This is a genomic window from Nocardioides sp. NPDC058538, from assembly GCF_042719275.1.
GTDB lineage: Bacteria > Actinomycetota > Actinomycetes > Propionibacteriales > Nocardioidaceae > Nocardioides.
The window spans coordinates 114,671-131,747 of record NZ_JBHXNY010000013.1; the positions used below are offsets into that span (position 1 = coordinate 114,671).

General features: G+C 67.6%; 12 protein-coding genes. 10 read left to right on the top strand and 2 right to left on the bottom strand.

All coding sequences use genetic code 11. From position 1 onward, the window contains the following. The first annotated feature begins 7 nt into the window (after nucleotides 1–7). Both ACFWQC_RS14330 and ACFWQC_RS14335 read left to right on the top strand, forming a co-directional pair. Entirely contained in the window at nucleotides 8–637 is a 630-nt protein-coding gene (locus tag ACFWQC_RS14330) for a protein TPRXL (protein ID WP_378678845.1), read from the top strand. A gap of 36 nt (nucleotides 638–673) precedes the next feature. Beyond that, nucleotides 674–1,231, top strand: coding sequence for a hypothetical protein (locus tag ACFWQC_RS14335; RefSeq protein ID WP_378678787.1), 558 nt, complete (start codon nucleotides 674–676; stop codon nucleotides 1,229–1,231). A gap of 197 nt (nucleotides 1,232–1,428) precedes the next feature. On the opposite strand, the gene ACFWQC_RS14340 is transcribed toward ACFWQC_RS14335, so the two are convergent. Further along, nucleotides 1,429–2,007: a DUF3592 domain-containing protein gene (locus ACFWQC_RS14340; protein WP_378678790.1), complete on the bottom strand. Its 579-nt coding sequence runs from the start codon at nucleotides 2,005–2,007 to the stop codon at nucleotides 1,429–1,431. Nucleotides 2,008–2,051: 44 nt separating this feature from the next. Here ACFWQC_RS14340 and ACFWQC_RS14345 point away from each other — a divergent pair, with 44 nt between their 5' ends. From ACFWQC_RS14345 to ACFWQC_RS14370, 6 genes are all read left to right on the top strand, one after another. Next, nucleotides 2,052–3,251 carry a hypothetical protein gene (locus tag ACFWQC_RS14345; RefSeq protein ID WP_378678793.1) on the top strand — a complete coding sequence of 400 codons (1,200 nt, stop codon included), beginning with the start codon at nucleotides 2,052–2,054 and terminating at the stop codon, nucleotides 3,249–3,251. A 21-nt stretch (nucleotides 3,252–3,272) separates the two neighbouring features. Then, on the top strand, nucleotides 3,273–3,668 hold the full coding sequence (locus ACFWQC_RS14350; RefSeq protein WP_378678795.1) for a DUF3592 domain-containing protein: 396 nt from the start codon (nucleotides 3,273–3,275) through the stop codon (nucleotides 3,666–3,668). Nucleotides 3,669–3,865: 197 nt separating this feature from the next. Continuing rightward, nucleotides 3,866–4,501: a transcriptional regulator gene (locus tag ACFWQC_RS14355; protein ID WP_378678798.1), complete on the top strand. Its 636-nt coding sequence runs from the start codon at nucleotides 3,866–3,868 to the stop codon at nucleotides 4,499–4,501. 104 nt (nucleotides 4,502–4,605) lie between these two features. After that, nucleotides 4,606–6,324: an ABC transporter substrate-binding protein gene (locus tag ACFWQC_RS14360; RefSeq protein ID WP_378678848.1), complete on the top strand. Its 1,719-nt coding sequence runs from the start codon at nucleotides 4,606–4,608 to the stop codon at nucleotides 6,322–6,324. Between the two features lie 57 nt (nucleotides 6,325–6,381). Beyond that, nucleotides 6,382–8,592: a protein kinase gene (locus ACFWQC_RS14365; RefSeq protein WP_378678801.1), complete on the top strand. Its 2,211-nt coding sequence runs from the start codon at nucleotides 6,382–6,384 to the stop codon at nucleotides 8,590–8,592. Between the two features lie 266 nt (nucleotides 8,593–8,858). Then, nucleotides 8,859–10,922, top strand: coding sequence for a protein kinase (locus tag ACFWQC_RS14370; protein WP_378678803.1), 2,064 nt, complete (start codon nucleotides 8,859–8,861; stop codon nucleotides 10,920–10,922). Between the two features lie 72 nt (nucleotides 10,923–10,994). On the opposite strand, the gene eccCa is transcribed toward ACFWQC_RS14370, so the two are convergent. Next, nucleotides 10,995–15,026, bottom strand: coding sequence for a type VII secretion protein EccCa (gene eccCa, locus ACFWQC_RS14375; protein ID WP_378678806.1), 4,032 nt, complete (start codon nucleotides 15,024–15,026; stop codon nucleotides 10,995–10,997). Between the two features lie 174 nt (nucleotides 15,027–15,200). Between eccCa and ACFWQC_RS14380 the strand changes: the two genes are divergently transcribed. Both ACFWQC_RS14380 and ACFWQC_RS14385 read left to right on the top strand, forming a co-directional pair. After that, the gene (locus tag ACFWQC_RS14380; RefSeq protein WP_378678809.1) at nucleotides 15,201–16,574 is read left to right on the top strand and encodes a hypothetical protein; all 1,374 of its coding nucleotides are present in this window, start codon (nucleotides 15,201–15,203) and stop codon (nucleotides 16,572–16,574) included. A gap of 154 nt (nucleotides 16,575–16,728) precedes the next feature. Continuing rightward, nucleotides 16,729–17,064, top strand: coding sequence for a WXG100 family type VII secretion target (locus tag ACFWQC_RS14385; protein ID WP_355020546.1), 336 nt, complete (start codon nucleotides 16,729–16,731; stop codon nucleotides 17,062–17,064). The last annotated feature ends 13 nt before the right edge of the window (nucleotides 17,065–17,077 follow it).

The window sequence follows — 17,077 nt, forward strand, 5'->3', positions numbered from 1 at the left end:
GTCTGACATGGTCGGAAGCGACGGTGGTTCGCTGCGTGACATGCTTGGCGTTAGGAAGGATCCAGAGTTTTATCTGAAGCTGCTGGACGGGTGGGAGAGGCATATCCCGGATGATGCACGCCGGGACGCGATCGATGCCGAGCTGAAGCGGCGTTTCATTGCCGCCAATAGGCCAGATCTACATGCGATGCTGCGGGCCCAGATGGATCAGGCCTTTGCCCTGATGAAACAGCAGAGCGTCATCGCCTATTTTTCTGCCACAAATGAGATGGCGAGCAAGGCTTACATTCCTGGGACGATGTTCGCGACCGTTCGGCGGACGCCGAACGGTGAGACCCTCGATGGGTACGTGACTCAAGCGATCAGCGAGTACGGCGCAATGCCACTGTACGGTGACAAGCGCTTCATTCGCTTCGAACGCGAGTCGACGAAGGCGTTCGAGGGCGGTTCGATCGTGATGACCTCGATCGTCTATGTCACGCCGATCCCAGGTTCGAACAGGCGCCGCGGCCTCCAACTGACGGCGTCAATCGCTCGTCCGGTGGAGATGTCCGCTGAGGACCCGAAGTTCGTCGGTTGGAAGACTGCCTTTGATCTCTGTGTCTCGACGCTTCGCTGGGCGCCGCCGGCGGCTTAGTCGCGAAGCGTTGACCGATCTCGGGTTGGAGTACTGATGGCCCCTCCGAAGGCATTGATGGAGTGGGCTCGCAGGACTGATGAAGCCCGCGAGGAGTGGGCTCGCGAGGCGGTTGACGGCTGGGCACGTACGGAGCGGTTCTTGCAGCCGTTCAGCTGGGGCGAGGCCGAGGCCGCGGTGTTGGAGCGGAGCTACCCACCGCTTCCGGGCCGGTTCCTGCTGAACGCCGTCGGCTTGCTGGCCACGGGGCTGCTCGCGCTCATCGCTCTTCCGCTTCTCGGTTCGTCCGTCGTGGGGTTGGTCCTGGTTGCACTCGCCAGCGGTCAGGAGACGGGCGCGGAGGAACTGTTGTGGCTGGCGCGGATCGCCTTCTGCGCTGCGATTCTCGTAGCGGGCGCAGGGCTGTCCGTGTGGTGGCAGACGCGACGGCGCAGCGTGGTCGGCATTGCCTTGGCCGCGGTCACCGCGATCGCGTCAACGGCGACGTACGTGTTGCTGCTGGTCTTGGATCTGCCCACGATGCCGCGGCTGTCGATCTTGGTCATCTGCGCTGGGGCCTTGGGGTTAGCCGATCTGGTCCTGGAGTCGGTGTGAGGCCTGAGGGCCGGACAAAAAGCCGGAACCCGCCGCGGCGTGGGCCGCGAAGATCGGACAAGCGACACCGGGTGGGCGTCGCGCGGGATCGTCTGCTCGACGTCCTCATCCATCGCCGTCTGGTCTACATCCACGAAGGTGCTCGAGCATCGCCACGTGGGTTGGCGCGAGTTCGATGAGAGCGACAAGCAGGTGCGCTAACCGATCAGGTCGGCGATGATCACGATCGCCGCGGCGAGGCAGCTGATTGAGAGGACCGCTCCGAAGACCGCGAGGAATCCGAACGCCAGCGGGAAGAACGACGGCGCGAAACGGCCCATGGGTAGTTCGTTGTTGTAGGGAGCCTCGGGGTCGTACATCACCTCGATGTCGTCACCCGTCTCGACGCCCTGGGGGCCGTGCTCGCTGTGGCCGTAGTAGCTGCCGCCGGTCTCGGGCGCCGTGAACGTGTAGTTGACGTGGTACGTCATGTCGCTCGCGGCGCCGCTGACATCCTGTCTCCACGCCTTGGTGACGCGGGCACTGGTTCGAGACCAGCGACGACTGCCTGTGCTCGTTTCTTGGCACCACGGAAGTTCAGATAGCCCGAGGCACAGATCACGGCGCCGATCAGTGCCACGGCGAGTGCTCCGAGGAGATCGTTCATCTGCGAGTCGTCCGTTCTTGATCGCTAGGCCGAGCCCAGGCCGGGGCGGTGGGGTGCGGCGGGGGCAGTGCGCGTACCGTATCCCCGCTCGGAATCTCGGGGGACTCCGCTGTGGCGCCTCCTGACTCATCTACTGACGACGGGATGTGTGCGTTGACTCGACGGTTGGCGGCGATGGCGGTCGCTTCGGCGGCTCTGCTCTCCGGGTGTGGCCAGGTCGGCCCACCTCCGAAGGACTTCGCGACCGAGGACGCGGTGGTGGCGATGCGGGTCCAGGAGGGCGGCGAGGACTCCAGCTACCTGGTGCTGTTCTCGGCGGATGGGCGAAGCCGGGCGATCGAGCTCGATGGTGACGAAGACGATCGGGTGTCCTGGACGAAGCACGGAGTCACGACCTCTGATCGGGATCACGACTATGTGATCGACGGAAAGGGTCTCTCGGGGCAGGAACGGACGAGTGACGGTGAGTCAGTCGAGCAGACCGGCGAGTGGTTCCGTGTGCAGGTCGGGAAAGGGACGTTGGCGGGATTCAGCGGTGCCGACGGATCGAGTGACAGCATCTTCACCTACATCGACGGCGCTACAAGCAAAGCCACGACGGAGGTCGAGTCGTACGCGCCGAAGACGGCCGCCGCGGTGTGTGACGACCACGTGTTCGCGCCGGGGAGAGGGACCGGCACCAAGGCCTTTGAAGATGACAGTGATTCGGTCCCGGAGGCCGAGTGGGATCGCGCTGCGCTGGTCTCGATCTACCCACGTGACGGGGTCGATGTGAAGAGCACGCTGGAGCCTTCGTCGCTGCCGATGGGTGAGCTGCCCTGCGTCGACGGGATCGTCTACGAGGCGTGGGAGAACAACGACGCCGACCAGCACATCGTGCGCACCTGGAACACGGCCAAGGGGACGTCGGCAGCGGAGGCCGCCATCGACCACGAGATCGTCTACCCGGGAGACGCCGCAGGACAGATCGGCGGGCCGTCGGCGGTCGCAGTCAAGGATGGTCGGCTCGTCTGGGTCGTGGAGAACACGATCTGGAGTGCGTCTCGCCCCTCGCATACGGCTGGGGAAGTACAGGCTCGCGAGATCGGCCGAGTGGGCGGCTACATCGGGCTCGACGCGGAGGCACTGACGTACTCGTCGAAGGCCGCCTACTCGGTCACCAATGAATCGGACCTCCGTGAGCGACACTCCAAGTACGACTCCGACGTGTGGACAGAGCTGACCGGGCTGACGCTGCTGCGCACGGACTTGGCCACTGGGAAAGAGTCGGCGGCGCTGGAGTTCGACGTCGATGACGTCGATTTCCCAACCAAGAACGTCTCGGTCACGGCGCTTGCGATCAACCCAGAGTGGCTGGCCGACCAGAGCGAGTAGGCAAAGGGAGCGGGTATCGCAATGGATTCGTTGAGCCTGATCGGGACCGGTGTACTCCTGGCGCTCATCCTTCCGGTCGTATTCATCATGACGGTCCGCACGTGGATGCGTCGGCGTACGTGGACGCGCGTCGACGCCACGGTCACGTCGGTGAAGACAAAGCGACAGAACAATGGTGAGACAACGACCACCGTGCGCTATCAGTTCGTCGACTCGTCGGGCCAGAAACGATCGGGGACCGACACGCCCTGGTTCCGAGAACCGAAACGGAAGTCGCGCGTCGCGGTGATGTACGACCCGGAGAGGCCGGACGTCAGCGAGACGTCGTCCATGGTGTGGTTGTACCTTCTGCTGGTCTTCTCGATGGTTCTCTTCGGCGTCGGTGCGGGGCTGATCGTGGCCGGGTTCCGCACCTGATCCTCGGCGCACAGGCGGCAGGGATCGCGGTACGAATCGGACTGTAACGACAGGAAAATCCACCGAGCACTCGACCCGAGCACTTCGATTCTCCTCAGGTAGGCTGCCCGCGGGAGTAGGTGCCTCGCCACTTGGGCAGGCATTCCTGCCCCCACCTTTCGTTTTTCGGGAACGTTCACTGTTGAAAGGGATTCCTCATGCGTACTCGCACCACCGTCCGGACCTGTCGATCGGCCGCCGTCGGCCTCAGCCTCGGCCTCGCGCTGACGTTGAGCGGGTGTGGCTCCGATGACACTAAGGCTGACGCCGACGCTGCGGTCGACGTCGAGTCCAGCGCCCCGGCCTCCGAGTCCGCGTCCGCGGCTCCTGTCGGCGACGAGGCCGAGGTGAAGGTCGGCAAGACCCTCGAGGACCCCGAGATGGGCGACAAGATCGAGGTCGTCTCCGCGGTCCGTGACTTCCCGTCGGCGGAGGAGGCCGAGCTCATCGCCGAAGGTGGCGAGGTGGTGCTGGTCCAGGTGAAGATCAAGCCCGGCAAGGAGTACGGCGGCCGGATCTCGGAGGGGAACTTCGAGATCTCCTGGGACAAGGGCGCCGACTTCGAGAGCTCTGACACCCGCCTGATGACCGAGGAGATGACCGCCGCGAAGCGTACGCCCCTCGAAGACGTGCAGCGGCGTGACGGCGGCGAGCACACCGGGTGGATCGCCTTCCAGGTCGACGAGAAGGCGGACACGTACCTCATCGAGTACACACGCGACGGCGCCAAGGTGATCGGCTCGGACAAGACGATCGCCGAGTTCACGGAGCAGGTGGAGATCCCCGCCGGCTGAGGTCTCGACAAGCTGCTCGGCCGAGACCGGCTACGTCGGTGGCCGGTCTCAGCCGAGGCTCGTTAGGATCTGGGCGTCCGTTGTCTCGGAGAGGGGACTTGAAGGTGCATCCTGGGGCACGTCGTCGCGCGGGACTCGTTTCCGTTGCCAGTCTGGCGCTGGTCGCCACCGCCTGCTCGGGTGATCTTCCCGCCTCGGTCGAGGAGGGGTCTGAGGTCGCCGTCGCGTGGACGGAGTCCTTGACGAGCACCAACCCGGCGAGCGCGGCGAGCGTGACCGACGGGAACCTCGACATCGCCTCGCTGACCCGCGGAGCCTTCGGCACCCTGGTCAACGACACCGTCGAGATGGACGAGACCTTCGGCAAGGTCACGATGGAGGGCGACAAGCAGGCCAGGGTGCGCTACGACCTGGCCGAGCCGACCTGGTCCGACGGGGTGCCGATCGACACCGCCGACCTCATGCTCGCCTGGGCCGCGACCTCGGGTTACTTCGGCACCGCCCAGGAAGGCAGCGACGGCACGGTCGACTTCGGCGCGGTGCCGACCGGTCTGACCAAGAGCGCTTACATCCCCGAGGTCGACGAGGGCGCCCGCGCCATCGAGGTCCCGCTGGTGGTGCCGGTGGTCGACTGGCGTACGGCCCTGGACGTCGCCGTGCCGGCGCACGTCGTCGGCCAGAAGGCGCTGAAGATCGAGGACCCGATCGAGGCCAAGGAGGTCGTCGAGACCGCGATCGAGGAGTCCGACACCGCGAAGCTCACCAAGATCGCTGAGGCCTGGACCTCGTCCTTCGTGGTCGCCGAGAACGGCAAGGCATCCGAGGAGGCGCTGCTCTCCAGCGGCCCCTACCGGGTCTCGAAGATCTCGGCCGGCGAGAGCGGCCAGGAGGTCGACCTGGAGGCCAACCCGGAATACGCGGGCGAGGCCAGGCCGACCTACGAGCAGGTACGCCTCACCCCGGCCAGCGCCGACGCGCTGGACAGCCTGGGGGAGAAGGTCGACGTCGTCCAGGTCACCCCGACCAAGGCCAACCGGAAGCAGGTGCGTGACCTCGAGCGCCGCGACTACGGCGTCGCGAACGCCAACGACGGCACCATGTGGGCACTGATCCTCCGCACCGACCGGGGCCTGTTCAAGCGCAAGGACACCCGCACGGCCTATCTGCGGGCGGTGCCCCGCGGCGACATCGCCGAGGGCGGCGCGGGCGAGTGGGCCGAGGCGTACGAAGCGACCGATGTCGTGCTCTTCCCGCCGGGTGGCGAGGGCTACCAGATCGCGACCGAGGACTCCGGGTTCTCCACGAAGTTCAAGGCCTCCGAGGACGCGGCGGCCCCGCGCGGCGCCAAGGTGTGCATCTCCTACGACAAGTCGAGTGCGTTCGCCTCAGGCGCCTACGACACCATCTCGAACGTCGTGGACGACGAGGGCTGGGGCACCACCGACTGTGGTGTGGCCTCGGCCGACAAGGTGCTCTCCGGCAGCAAGTGGGACGCTGCGCTCGTCCGGATCCCGGTCCCGCAGACGCCGGAGGAGATCTCGGCGCAGTGGGGTGGCAAGGGCAGCCAGAACGCGACGGGTGGCGGCGACCGTGAGCGCGACCGCCTCATCAGCGAGCTGGCCCGCACCGCCGATCCCTACGAAGCTCGCGACGTACGCGTCCAGATCGAGAAGACACTGGTCCGGGATTCGATCGTCGTGCCGATCGTGATGAACCCGACGGTGACGGTGATCGACAAGAAGGTCGACAGCGTACGTCCCCGCTCCGGGCAGGTCGCGCCGTTGGTCTCGACCATCGTCGAATGGTCGCCGACCAAGAAGTAGGCGACTTTTAGCGCATTGGAGTGGTTGGGTTGCTCCACCCTTGAATAGGGTGCGGGCATGACGACGCTTCATCCCGGGGCAGTGTTCGGCCACTACCGCCTGGATCGCATTCTTGGTGAGGGTGGAATGGGCGTGGTCTATGACGCCTTCGACACCAAGCTCGAACGGCAAGTTGCCCTCAAGATGGTGCATGCCCACCTCGCCGACCGACAGTTCATCGACATGTTCATCCGCGAGGGGCAGACCCTGGCGCAGATCAGGTCGCCCCACATCATCGCGATCTACGACATCGGCGAGCAGCAGGGCAGCCCGTTCATCGTCACCCAGTTCATCAAGGGCGGTGATGTGACCGGACTCGTACGCAGCAACGGACCGTTGGCGCCGCACCTCGCCTGCCTGGTGAACGCCCAGGTGGCGGGGGCGCTTCACGACGCCCACCAGGCGGGGATCATCCACCAGGACGTCAAGCCGTCGAACGTGCTCGTACGCAACCCGGCGAGCCCCCTCGACCCGTTCGCGTACCTGTGCGACTTCGGGATCGCGACCTCGTCCACCGACTCGCCTGTCGGCGGGATCACCGGCACCTGGAACTACCTGGCGCCCGAATACATCCGCGACGAGCGTGACGCGCAGGGCCGGCCGATCTCGCCGGAGCCGTCACGAGACATCTACGCGGCCGGCTGCATGCTGTGGTTCACGTTGACCGGCAAGATCCCCTACTCGGGTGCGGCCGTGCAGGTGGCGATGGCCCACCAGAGCGCGCCGATCCCGCAGTTCGTCGGCTCCGACGACTGGACCAAGGCGGCCAACCGGATCCTGCAGCTCTCGATGGCGAAGGACCGACGGAGTCGCTACCAGAGCGCGGCGGTCTTCAAGGACGACCTGCTGAAGCTGCGCGAGATCACCGCGCCCGCTCAGCTCGTGCCCGCGCCGTCGATGACCGACCCGAACCCGGCGCCCATCCCGGTCGCGGCCGTCCGGGCGCCCTCCGAGAGCGAAGCCATCCTGATCGAGGAGGCGCAGCGGCCGTCCAAGATCACTCCGCTCCGGGTCGGTGCCGCGATGGTCGGTGTCGCCGCCCTAGGGGTCGGTGGGGCCTTGGCGATCACGCAGCCCTGGGTCGAGCACGGGCCCGAGCCCATCGTGCCGACCGTCAAGGGAGCTGCGTACGCGGATGTGAACGGGGACAAGTTCGGCGACGTGATCACCAACGTCCAGAACCCCGACGGTGAGGGGGTGGATGTCGTCACGTGGAAGTCGGACGGCCGCACGTTGACCCCGTCGAAACCCGTCACGTACGACGACCCCGCGCTTCCGGCCGACAACGACGGGGGTGAGGTATTTCCGCTCAGCGGCGACTTCACGGGCGACGGTAAGAACACGCTCGTCACCTTCGTACGAAGCGAGAAGGGCTTCGAGTTCCACGGTGATCTGGAGGGATCCATCAAGGCTCCCGCGGGGGTCGTCGAGCAGGGCAAGAAGATGACGGGGTCGAACTTCTACTACGACCTCGGCACCGACGACTTCGACGGTGACGGTGTCGCCGATCTGTTCATGAGCGCGCACTTCGGCAACCCGAACCCCGATCTCGACACGCAGGGGAGAAGGGCCGGGGACGGCACGATCTGGGTCTACCGAGGCACTGGGTCAGGGTTCGAGGAGCCGACACTCTTCGCGTCCTATCCGGCCGTACCGGTGGAGCAGGTGGCGGTGGGCGAGTTCACCGGGGACGAGAAGGCCGATCTGGTGGTCCTGAATAGGGTCGAACGCAGTCCGGAGGACATGACCCTCACGTCTGGCACGTCGGACCTGGACCTCTACCAGGGAGAGGGGACGTCTGTCGCTGCTGCGAAGCCGTTCTCGTTCAAGCATCAATCGATCAGCTCGTTCGTCGCCGGTGACGTCGACGGCGACGGTCGTGACGATGTCATCGCCGCGGAATCCGGTCGTGGTGAGGGACAGTCGATCACCGTCGGCACGTTCAGCGACGACCTGACCCAGTTCTCGATCGCCAACCGCGGGAAGCTTCCCAAGCCGCGCAACACCCTCAAGACCACCAGCAGGTATCCCGTGACCGTTGCCGACGTCAACGGCGACGGACGGACCGACATCGTCGCGGCTACGCAGGACACCAGCGAAAGCCCGTACGCCTTCTACGTGGCGCTGGCCTCGAAGACCGGCACGTTCCCCGGTCACATGATGGCGACGTGGAAGAAGTCGCCCGACGACGTACGCCGCTACAACCTGATGGGAGGAACCCTCGGATGAGCGATTCCACCGGAACCCCTGACAACGCCCCACGCGGCCCGCAGCCGTCGTTCGAGCGTCTTCCGGTCGACGACCCCGACAAGACCACGATCAGGCCTCGGGTCGCTCGGCCCAGCGGACCTTCCAGTACGCCGCAGCCGCCGCCTCCTGCCCCGACACCACCACCGCCTCCTACGACCCTGCCGCCGACCCAGGCCCCGCCGCCCCCGCCGCCCCCTGCGCAGGCACCTTTGCCGGAGACCGTGCTAGGAGCCGATGCGCCGGGCATGATCGGGCCATACCGGCTCGAGCAGCAGGTGGCGTCCAACGAGATGGCGGTCGTCTACCGTGCCACCGACACCCGCCTCAACCGAGCGGTCGCCCTCAAGGTGCTCCTCGGGCACAGTGCCCGGGACCCCGAGTTCGTGTCCCGGTTCGACAAGCAGGCCACGCTGATGGCCAAGCTGGACTCGCCCCACATCATGGGCGTCTACACCAACGGCCGGACCAACGACGGCGCCCCCTACCTGGTCTCCCAGTTCGCCGACGGCGGCGACCTCGGCTCGCTGCTGAAGGCCCGTGGCCGTCTCCCCGGCCCGCTCGCCGCCGACATCTGTGCCCAGGTCGCCGATGGTCTGGCGGCGATCCACTCGCCCGAGGTCGGCGTCGTGCACGGCGACGTGAAACCGTCGAACATCCTGCTGCGCGACGGCAACACCCCGCCGTACGCCTACCTCGCCGACTTCGCGGCGGCGCGCGCCGACGACTCCGCGACCGCCCGGCCCGGGATCCACTCCGGTGCGTGGAACTATCTGGCCCCCGAGCGCGCGATGGGCGCGCCGGCCACTCCGGCGAGCGACCTCTACTCGCTGGGCTGTCTGTTCTACGAGCTCGTCACCGGGACCGTTCCCTTCACCGGGGCGAACGACGTCGAGACCGCGATGGCCCACGGATCACAGCCGATCCCGACGCTGCCGGGCCGCGATGACTTCACCCTGCAGGCCAATGACCTGCTCTCCGGTGAACGTGGTCTCCTCACCAAGGATCCGGCCCAGCGTACGAACGAGGCGGTCCGGGTTCGGGACCGCTTCGCCGCGATGGCGGGGCGACAGATGGGCTTCGCGTCCGGAGCCACCGTCACGCTCAAACGTGCCAAGGCCACGTGGTGGATCGCCGGCGCGGCGGCACTCGCGGTCGTCGTTGCGGGCGGCACCGCGGTGGGTGTCACCCTCGCGACCACGGAGAACACTCCCGCGAAGCCCAAACCGGCGGTGAGCGGAGACATCGACGGGGACCGGCTGGGCGACCTGGTGCTCGGTGCGCCGTTCGGTGACGTCAACTACAACTGGGACGGCAACGCCGCGACTCTCTTCGCCTCCACCGGTAAGGGTTTCGAGGCCGGCACCACCAAGGGCCTCAAGTTCGGCAATCTGCTCGGCGACGTGGACGGGGACGGACGGGTCGACGTGGTGCAGGTCTCCGGCATCGGATCCTCGTTCAACGTCGACTCCAACGCCAAGAACCAACCCGACGGCGCCATCCAGGTGCCGGCGTCCGGCAAGCGCCTGGCGATGTTCTGCGCCGACTTCAACGGCGACGGACGCGACGACATCGGCATGATCTCGGTCGGCAACGGGACCAAGCTGCCCGAGGAGGACGCCGACCTGGCAAAGCTCAAGGACCTCGAGTTCCAGGTGACGGTCATGCCGAGCATGGCCGACAACACCTGGGGCAAGAGCACCGACTGGTACACCGGCCCCTGGCAGGGCGCCACGTTCGACGTCAACTTCGACGTCGGCGACTTCGACGGCGACAAGCGAGCCGACGTCATCATGGGCGCCAGGGAGGCCTCGCCGGCCGCGGTGGTCCTGCTGATGAGCCAGGGCTCGAAGCTCACCAAGACCGACCTCGAGGTGCCCGGACCCGACGGTGATCGGGTCGCCGGGTCGTCCAATTTCGCCGACGTCGATGGCGACGGCAAGGACGAGCTCATCACCCAGGAGATCGTGGACCAGAAGTGGGCCATTCGCGTCTACTCCTACGACCCCGAGGGCAAGAAGTTCGTCCCGGAGCCGTCGTGGGACATCGACGACCCGGTCAAGAACGACGACGCCGTCAGCGGGTCTCAGATCCCCGCGGTCGCCGACGTCAACGGTGACGGTCGGGACGACCTGGTCAACCCGTTGCGTGCCGGCGACGGGGACTACGAGTACCTCAACAAGGCGTCGGTCCTGATCTCCGGCAAGGACGGGTTCACTGCCGAGACGTGGGAGATGCCTGGCGCCGACCAGTTCGAGACCCACCCGCCGCTGCGCAAGGCCTCCAACAACAACGGCACTGGGACGCTCTGATCACCGACGAACGACGAAACGGCCCGCGACCTGGATCAGGTCGCGGGCCGTTCGTCACTCAGAGCTCGAGGACTACACCGTCGACTCGCTCCAGGCGAGCTGGATGACCTCGATACCGCGGTCGCGGGTGACGAGGCGCCCACGACCCGGGAGGGTCGGGACCGGCTTCAGGTTGCCGATGAGCGGGCCCTCGTCCGGGTTGCCGGAGAGCAGCAGGCCCGGCATCGCCAGGTCGCGCATCGACTGGATGACCGACTCGTAGAGGGAACGCGAGGCACCACCCGAGCGGCGGGCGAGGATGACGTGCAGACCGACGTCGCCGGCCTGGGCCATCAGCGGCTGCAACGGAGCCAGGGGCGAGCCCTGCTGCGTCGAGACGAGGTCGTAGTCGTCGACGAGCACGAACAGCTCCGCGCCGGACCACCACGACCGGCTGCGCAGCTCCTCGGGCGTGACGTCCGGGCCCGGGATCCGCTTGGTCAGGTACGCCGCCAGGTCGTTCAGCGTCGGGTTCGCCTGCGTCGCCGAGGTGAGGTAGCCGACCAGGTAGTCCTCCGGGATCTCGCCGAGCAGCGACCGCCGGTAGTCGACCACCGCGATCTGCGCCTCCTTGGGCGTGTGCGTACGCATGATCTCGCGGGCGATGCTGCGCAGCATCGAGGACTTGCCGGACTGGCCGTCGCCGAAGACGAGCAGGTGGGGCTCGGTGTCGGGGTTGAGGCCGACCGGGGCCAGCTCCTTCTCGTTGATGCCCAGAAGCAGTCGCTTGCCAGGCTTCTCCGTGGTGACCCCGGCCTGCTCGCGGATCCGCTCGATCGTGATCCGCTCCGGCAGCAGGCGCAGCTTCGGTCCGGCAGGACCCTGCCAGCCCGCGGAGACCCGGGAGATCAGGTCGTCGACGCCGTCGCCCAGTGTCGCCGCCGAGCCGTCGCCGTCCATGCGGGGCAGGGCGCTGAGGAAGTGGAGCTTCTCCTTCACGATGCCTCGACCCGGGCGCCCGGTCGGCACCAGGGCGGCGAGCTTGCGGTCGAGCTCGGAGTCCATCGGGTCACCCAGACGGAGCTCGAGCTTGGTGCCGAAGACGTCGCGCATCGAGGAGCGGAACTCGGCCCAGCGACCGGCCGCCGCGACGATGTGGACGCCGAAGGTCAGGCCGCGCGGAGCGATCTCCTGGATGGCGTACTCGAGGTCGTCGAAGTCGGCGCGCAGCGTGCCCCACCCGTCGATGACGAGGAAGACGTCGCCCCAGCCGTCGTCGGCCTGGCCGCGAGCACGACGGGTGCGGTAGGTCTCGATCGAGTCGATGCCCTGCGCCCGGAAGTACGCCTCGCGGCGGTCGATGATGCCGGAGATCTCGGCCAGGACGCGGCGTACGACGTCGGGCTCGGATCGGGTGCCGACACCGGAGACGTGCGGGAGCTTGGCCAATGGTGCGAACGTGCCGCCACCGAAGTCGAGGACGAAGAACTGCACCTCCTGCGGCGTCATGGTCAGTGACATCGAGGTGACGATGGTGCGGAGCGTGGTCGACTTACCGGTGCGGGGCGCACCGATGACCGCGACGTGACCGGCGGCCCCGCGCAGGTCGACCGTGAGCGTGTCGCGCAGCTGCTCACGCGGCTTGTCGACGATGCCGAGCGGCACGACCAGTCCACCGAGCCGCTTCCAGGCCGGCGAGTGCAGGCCGAGCTCGGGCGAGGTGGTCAGGTCGGGCATCAGCGTGTCGAGCGTGTCGGGGATGTCGAGCGGCGGCAGCCAGACCTGGTGGGCCGGGGTGCCGTGGCCGGTCATCCGGTCTACGGCGATGTCGAGCATCGACTTCTCGACGCCGTCCGCGCCCACGACCGGGGTCGCCGGACGCTCGTCCTCCTCCACCGGCATCGCCAGCTGCTTCACCTCGGCGATCGAGAACGGGTAGATGCCCTGCAGCTTGCCGCCCTCGTCGCGGCGGACCCGTGATCCCGCGGCCGGCGGCCCGGAGACGTACGCAGCCCGGAACCGCTGCATGTTGGTCGGGTCGGGCTTCAGGTAACCGAGGCCGGGGATCGCCGGGAGCTCGTAGGCGTCCGGCACACCGAGCACGGTCCGCGACTCCTGCGCGGAGAACGTACGCAGACCGACGCGGTAGGAGAGGTGGGAGTCGAGACCGCGTAGGCGGCCCTCCTCGAGACGCTGCGAGGCGAGCAGCAGGTGGATGCCGAGGGATCGGCCCAGACGACCGATCGCGACGAACAGGTCGATGAACTCGGGCTTGGCCGAAAGCATCTCGGAGAACTCGTCGACCACGATGAACAGCGACGGCAGCGGATCCATCGAGGGGTCCTGCGTACGGGCCTTCTCGTAGTCCTTCAGCGAGGAGAAGTTGCCGGCCTCGCGCAGGAGCTCCTGGCGGCGGGTCATCTCACCGGAGAGCGCGTCCTGCATACGGTCGACCAGGGTGAGCTCGCCCTCGAGGTTGGTGATCACCGCGGAGACGTGCGGCATGCCCGCCATCCCGGCGAAGGTCGCACCACCCTTGAAGTCGACCAGCACCAGGTTGAGGACCTCCGGCGGGTGGGTGAGCACCAGACCGAGGACGAGGGTGCGGAGGAACTCCGACTTACCCGAACCGGTCGCGCCGATGACGAGGCCGTGCGGCCCCATGCCCTGCTGGGCCGACTCCTTGATGTCCATGTAGATCTGCTGGCCGGCATCACCGACGCCGACCGGCACGCGCAGCCGGTCGCGGTTGGCGCGGGGGCGCCAGGCGACGTCCGGATCGAAGGAGCGTACGTCGCCCAGACCGAGCAGCGCCATGTAGTCCTTCGGCGCCGCGATCTCGGTGTCCTGAGGGGTCTCGGCGGCCGCGTCGGAACCCTCCGGAGCCACCGTGTAGAGCGCGGTCAGGCGCCGGGCGTAGGCCTCGGCGTCGGCCATGCTCATCTGGTCCACGCGCAGACGGACCGGGTCCATGCGTACGCGCACCTGGTAGCCGGAAACGGTGTTGTTCTCGTCGGGCTCCTCGTCATCGATGAGGAACCGCACCCGGCTGGAGTCGAACAGCTCGTCCCAGTGGGTCGGCAGGTCGATGACGGTGACGCCCTGGATGCCGTCGTCCGGGAGCACGTGGTTGCCCGGCGGGACGGAGCCGCCGTCGACGATGACCACGACCTGGGGCGAGGGGATCCGGTCGTCGGTGCCCCAGCGGGCACGCTCGCCGACCTCGGTCGGGAGAAGGGCGCCGAGGTCGTTGATGTTGGTGACCACCATGCGGCGCGGTCCGACGGCGTCGACCTCGCGGCCGCTCTGCGCGTGCGGGAGCCACTTGACCCAGTCCCACTCGGCCAGGTTGCGCTCGGAGGTGAGCACGGCGACGATCAGCTGCTCCGGCGAGTGGAAGGCCGTCATCCCGCAGATCAGAGCGCGGGCGAGGGCCCGGGCCTGGTCCTCGTTGCCGCAGATCTCCATCTTGTCGAAGCCGCGCAGGTTGGTCGCCGCCGGTAGGTCGGGCTGGACCCGGTGAACCGTCAGCAGCCGGTGCAGAGCGCTCGCCGACGCCGGGTCGACCTGGTCGATCGGGGTCTGCTGGGGCGGCACGAGGGTCAGGGCCAAGGGCTGGTGTGCGACGCCGTAGCGGACGTCGAGATAGCGCTTGTGGGTGTTCGCGCGCTCCCACAGCCGGCTGCGCTCCTCGGCGATCGCCGGCAGCGAGGAAGGCGCGGGATAGTGCCAGGTCAGCGCCTTGCGCTGCTGCTCGCCGGCCTTGCGGGCCGACTGCCGAGCGCCGGCCAGGTAGCGCAGGTAGTCGGTGCGCTGCCCGCCGACCTGCTTCTGCTTCTGCTTCCGCTGACGATCGATCTGCACGAAGATGAAGCCGAGGGTCGCGAAGAGGAACATGCCGGCGGCGATGTAGCGCTGGATCGGCGGGGAACCGCCCGCACCCGACTGCATGGTCGCGATGAGCACGATCGATCCGAGGCCACCGAGCATGGGGATGGCGTTCATCAGGATGCCCCCGACGCCCTCGCCCTCTTCGATAGCCGGCGGAGCATTCAGAGCCAGCTCCCCCTCGGGGACCTCCGGCTCCTCGGTGCGGGTACCGCCGGCTGTCGCAGCGATGGTCACGTGTCCCCCTGAGACTGGTTCAGTGCCCCACGGTCCCGGATGCCGCAGGTGGTCAGGATCTTAGAGTGCCCGCCACCCGGCTACTACCCTTAACCGTGCCGGTCGGGTAAAACGGGCGGTGGAGCTTCCGATGTGGAACTCTGTCACAGGGTCATCACGCATCCGGGAGGTGTCATGCCCACTCAGACGGCCGATGCCGTTGAGCCGGCGCTCGCAGCAGGCGGCCTGGCGGTCACGGTCCACGGCACCGCCGGAGTGGTCGACATCGTCGTTCCGTCCGATGCGCACGCCTCGGACCTGGCTCGGGAGTACGCCACCGCCGTCGGCCTGCCCGCGGCTCCGGTGCTTCGGGACCGCCGTGGAGAGGTGATCCAGCCGGACGCATCGCTCGCCTCGCGCGGCATCACCTCGGGCGCCCTGCTCGCCGCCGACTCGCCACCCACGCAGGCCTACGCGCGGCGTGAGGTCGTCGAGACGGCCGCCCCGGTCCAGGCGGGCAGCTTCTCGTTCTATTGGGTCGGTCTGGCCACTCTTCTTGCGGTCGCCGCGGCCGGGTTCGGCGCCCAGGCAGACGGCTGGCAGCGACTGGCCATCGCCGCTCTGCTCGCGCTCGGCGCGTTGATCGGCATCATCCCCGCGGGGCCGTACGCAGCACGCCGGGCGATCGCCGCCCCGGCCTTCGCCGCCGCCGCTGCCTTCGTCATCACCGTCGACCCGGCGCCCGAGACGCTGCCGATGGCGGTCGGTGTGGCCGGGTTGAGTGCCGCGGTCGTCGCAACCGTCTCGCGGTCCCTCGTCGACACCGTCGATGCCGCCCTGAAGATCTGGACCGCGACGGGCGTCGTCGTCTTCGTGGTGACCGCGCTGTGCGCCCTGCTCGGCACCTCGCCGCAGGTGCCGTGGTCGATCCTGTTCGCTGCTGCCGCGCTGGCGGCGCGGATCGTCCCGTCGTACGCCGTCGACGTCCCGGACTCCTATCTCCTCGATGTCTCCAAGCTGTCGGTGACCGCCTGGTCGGCACGAGCCAAGACCACCTCCGGCAAGGCGACGGTCCCGGTCGACGAGGTCACCGAGGTGGCCGAGCGTGGCGCTCGCACGCTGGCGGCGGCCTCCTGGGCGGTTCTCGCCGTGGTCGCGGTGAGCGGACCGGCGCTGGTGGCGACCGCGACGGACGACGTGGACCGGATCGGTGGCTGGCTGATCACGTTGGCCGGTGCGTTCGTCATCCTGCTCTCGGCGCGCAGCTATCGCTACTGGCTGCCGCGTGGCGTACTCCGGGTCGCCGGGGTTATTGCGCTGGTGGTCGGTGTCCATGCCTTCGTAGGCTGGGTCGACCCGGAGCTGGTCTCCTGGTTCGGTCTGGGAGTCGTGGTGATCGGGTTCGCCGTCATCATCGCGGCGATCGCGACGGGCCGGGGCTGGCGCTCGGCGAAGTGGGCGGCTCGGGCCGACTGGTCCGAGTCGCTGTGCGGCGCCGCCGTCATCGCTTCGTTCGTGGTTTCCTCGGGGTTCTTCCGACACCTGTGGGAATCGGGTTTCAATGGCTAGGCAGCAGGGCTGAAAAAGTTCAGAGATTTGTGTTTAGAACTCCGGGGACGGGGTATGAACACATTGTCCGGACCTCGGGGGAGCCCATCGGGAGCCGGGCTCCAACAGGTATCTAACCTAGGAAAACCGGTTCCGCCGGTGGAAGGACAGCACCATGAGCAGTGAGATCAAGCAAGGCCAGGCGATCAACACCGCCGTCAACTTCATCAACGAGACCAAGGCCAAGCTGCAGAGCGTCAACAGCCGCACCGTCTCGGAGGCCCAGGCGGAGGGCGCATCGGGCTGGAAGGGTTCCGGCGGCACCTCGTTCCAGCAGCTGATGAACACCTACAACGAGAAGTCGCGCGAGATCACCAACGCGCTCGACGAGCTCACCGCGGGTCTCGAGAACGCCCGCAAGGTCGGTAGCCAGGCCGACGAGGATGTTGCCGGGCAGTCCAGCTCCGTCACCTCCAGCATGGACAGCATCTCCTACAAGATGGGTGGCTGACCACCCGGTCAGG

Bases quoted from the DNA above. Each gene is read 5' to 3' on its own strand.
- ACFWQC_RS14330 (WP_378678845.1), top strand. From the start codon at position 8: ATGGTCGGAAGCGACGGTGGTTCGCTGCGTGACATGCTTGGCGTTAGG.
- ACFWQC_RS14335 (WP_378678787.1), top strand. From the start codon at position 674: ATGGCCCCTCCGAAGGCATTGATGGAGTGGGCTCGCAGGACTGATGAA.
- ACFWQC_RS14340 (WP_378678790.1), bottom strand. From the start codon at position 2,007: ATGAGTCAGGAGGCGCCACAGCGGAGTCCCCCGAGATTCCGAGCGGGG.
- ACFWQC_RS14345 (WP_378678793.1), top strand. From the start codon at position 2,052: ATGGCGGTCGCTTCGGCGGCTCTGCTCTCCGGGTGTGGCCAGGTCGGC.
- ACFWQC_RS14350 (WP_378678795.1), top strand. From the start codon at position 3,273: ATGGATTCGTTGAGCCTGATCGGGACCGGTGTACTCCTGGCGCTCATC.
- ACFWQC_RS14355 (WP_378678798.1), top strand. From the start codon at position 3,866: ATGCGTACTCGCACCACCGTCCGGACCTGTCGATCGGCCGCCGTCGGC.
- ACFWQC_RS14365 (WP_378678801.1), top strand. From the start codon at position 6,382: ATGACGACGCTTCATCCCGGGGCAGTGTTCGGCCACTACCGCCTGGAT.
- ACFWQC_RS14370 (WP_378678803.1), top strand. From the start codon at position 8,859: ATGATCGGGCCATACCGGCTCGAGCAGCAGGTGGCGTCCAACGAGATG.
- ACFWQC_RS14380 (WP_378678809.1), top strand. From the start codon at position 15,201: ATGCCCACTCAGACGGCCGATGCCGTTGAGCCGGCGCTCGCAGCAGGC.
- ACFWQC_RS14385 (WP_355020546.1), top strand. From the start codon at position 16,729: ATGAGCAGTGAGATCAAGCAAGGCCAGGCGATCAACACCGCCGTCAAC.